Raw genomic sequence first — 1503 nt, forward strand, 5'->3', positions numbered from 1 at the left:
GAACAAGCTCTAAGCCCGGTAGGGCCGAGCGGGCAGCGAGCCCCGCAGCATAGCGGCACCTGCCCGTTGGGCAGGGGCAGGCCCCTAAAAATGGGCCATCTGATTTGCGCTTTACCCCTGTTGGTGCCCGGGCGTGAAAATCTTGCAGGTCAGTACTGTAAAATCATCGGGATAAGTCTCGTCCCCTTTGAACTGCTCCAGGTGAGCCATCAGCTGCTTGTTGAAATGCGTGGCGGTTAGCTGATAGTGCTCCTGCACAAAAGCATAGAGCTGCTCTTCGTTGAGGTAGTCCCCGGCTTCGTTTTGCAGATCCGTAAGCCCATCGGTGAAAGTGAGCACAATGGCTTCTCCGTGGAGGTGTACCTTGCCTACCTCAAGCTCGGGCAGCTTAGGGAAAGACCCCAAGATCGTACAGCCCCTGTCGAGCAGCTGCAGCTGCCCGTCGTTGACCAGCACCGGCGGGTTGTGGCCTGCGTTGACATAAGTCAGCTCCTGATTGTGGCGGTCGTAGGCTGCGATAAAGAAGGTGATGAAGCGCTCGCCCTTGGTGATGAGGTTGACCGATTGGTTGAGGTCGTGTATAAAATCGCCAAGGTCGGCCTGTTTTTTTATCAAGGTGTGGAAGTTGGCCTGAAAATTGGCCATCAGAAGGGCTGCGGCCACCCCTTTGCCAGAGATGTCCCCGATGCAAAAAATAATCCGGTTCTCATCGATCTCGATGAAGTCAAAGTAATCGCCCCCCACGCCATAATGCGGCTTGTAGATGCTGTCGAGCTGATAGCAGCTCGTATGTGGGAGGGTTTTAGGGATAAGCATGCGCTGCATCTCGCCAGCGAGCTCCATTTCCCGCTTCAGGCGCTCCTGCTCGAGCTGACGCTTGAACAGCCGCTTGTTCTCTATGGCCACCGCAATGATATTGGTGATCGTGGTGATGAACTGCACCTTATTGTACATGTCTTCATCTTCACTGAAGCCGCCGATGAACACGTAGGCAATGGACTTGTCTTTGTGGCGTACGGGGATGACGACATCAAACTGCCGGATGAAAACATCCTCTTCCCGGTCGACGTTGACCAGGCGGGTATACTTGTGGAAGTAGCGGCTAACCTCCGGCTGTACTTCTTCCTCTATGCCGATCGAAGCGGGGCAGGCCCAGTCGTCGTTTTCTTCATCTTTGACGAAAAGGGCCATTTTGCGCACGCCGATTTCCCAGCTGAGGAAAGACTTGTACATATTGAACAAGCCTTCGGCCGATACATTATTGTTGATGGCTTGCGTGATGTTCAGCAGGCGGTTAATTTGGAGCTGCTTAAGGTTGAGCTCGCGTTCCAGGGCTTCTAAACTGGATAAGCCTTTGCGGAGTTCCGAAAATCCGGGCATGCATTATATGGTCTGTGTGTACATTTGACGGGGAGCAAGGAGCAGTGACCGCCATCTATTGCCCTAAATATAAAAAACTCTGCTGCGCCTGCGCAGCGCTATGGTAATAAGCCGGCCCGATTA

The 1503-nt window shown here is 53.6% G+C and carries 1 protein-coding gene; it reads right to left on the reverse strand.

The window, feature by feature from the left end; genetic code table 11:
• Window positions 1-111: 111 nt before the first annotated feature.
• On the reverse strand, window positions 112-1380 hold the full coding sequence (locus tag FRY97_RS21765; RefSeq protein WP_147169729.1) for a GAF domain-containing SpoIIE family protein phosphatase: 1269 nt from the start codon (window positions 1378-1380) through the stop codon (window positions 112-114).
• Between the last annotated feature and the right edge of the window lie 123 nt (window positions 1381-1503).

The sequence above is a fragment of the Phaeodactylibacter luteus genome (assembly GCF_007993045.1).
In the GTDB taxonomy this organism is placed as follows: domain Bacteria; phylum Bacteroidota; class Bacteroidia; order Chitinophagales; family Saprospiraceae; genus Phaeodactylibacter; species Phaeodactylibacter luteus.

Excerpts from the sequence above, each read along its gene's own strand:
- FRY97_RS21765 (WP_147169729.1), bottom strand. The coding sequence starts at position 1,380 with ATGCCCGGATTTTCGGAACTCCGCAAAGGCTTATCCAGTTTAGAAGCC.